Source organism: Streptomyces beijiangensis, from assembly GCF_017315755.1.
Classification (GTDB): Bacteria; Actinomycetota; Actinomycetes; order Streptomycetales; family Streptomycetaceae; genus Streptomyces; species Streptomyces beijiangensis.
This window is the reverse complement of record NZ_JAFLRJ010000826.1, coordinates 1-244: the sequence shown is the minus strand read 5'-3', so window position 1 is coordinate 244 and position 244 is coordinate 1. Positions and strand designations below refer to the sequence as shown.

Below are 244 nucleotides of genomic sequence, written 5' to 3'. Positions count from 1 at the left end.
CATCATTACCAAGGCGGGCGGTGATCACGTCATGAAGGACCTCAAGGACACCTGGACGACGGTGGGCTGGGAGACCGTGGTCGCGCGTGACCCCGAGGTGATCGTCATCAACAACTACGGGGACACCAGCGCGGCCCAGAAGCGGAAGTTCCTGAAGTCCTATCCGCCGCTCGCGAATGTCTCGGCGATCAAGAACGACCGGATCGTCGTTCTCGACTACGTGGATCTCGTGGAGAGCCCGCGT

General features: G+C 61.5%; 1 protein-coding gene. It reads left to right on the top strand.

All coding sequences use genetic code 11. The features are described 5' to 3' along the window. A partial coding sequence (locus J0695_RS39310; RefSeq protein ID WP_206969641.1) for an ABC transporter substrate-binding protein occupies window positions 1-244 on the top strand: 244 nt, incomplete at both ends.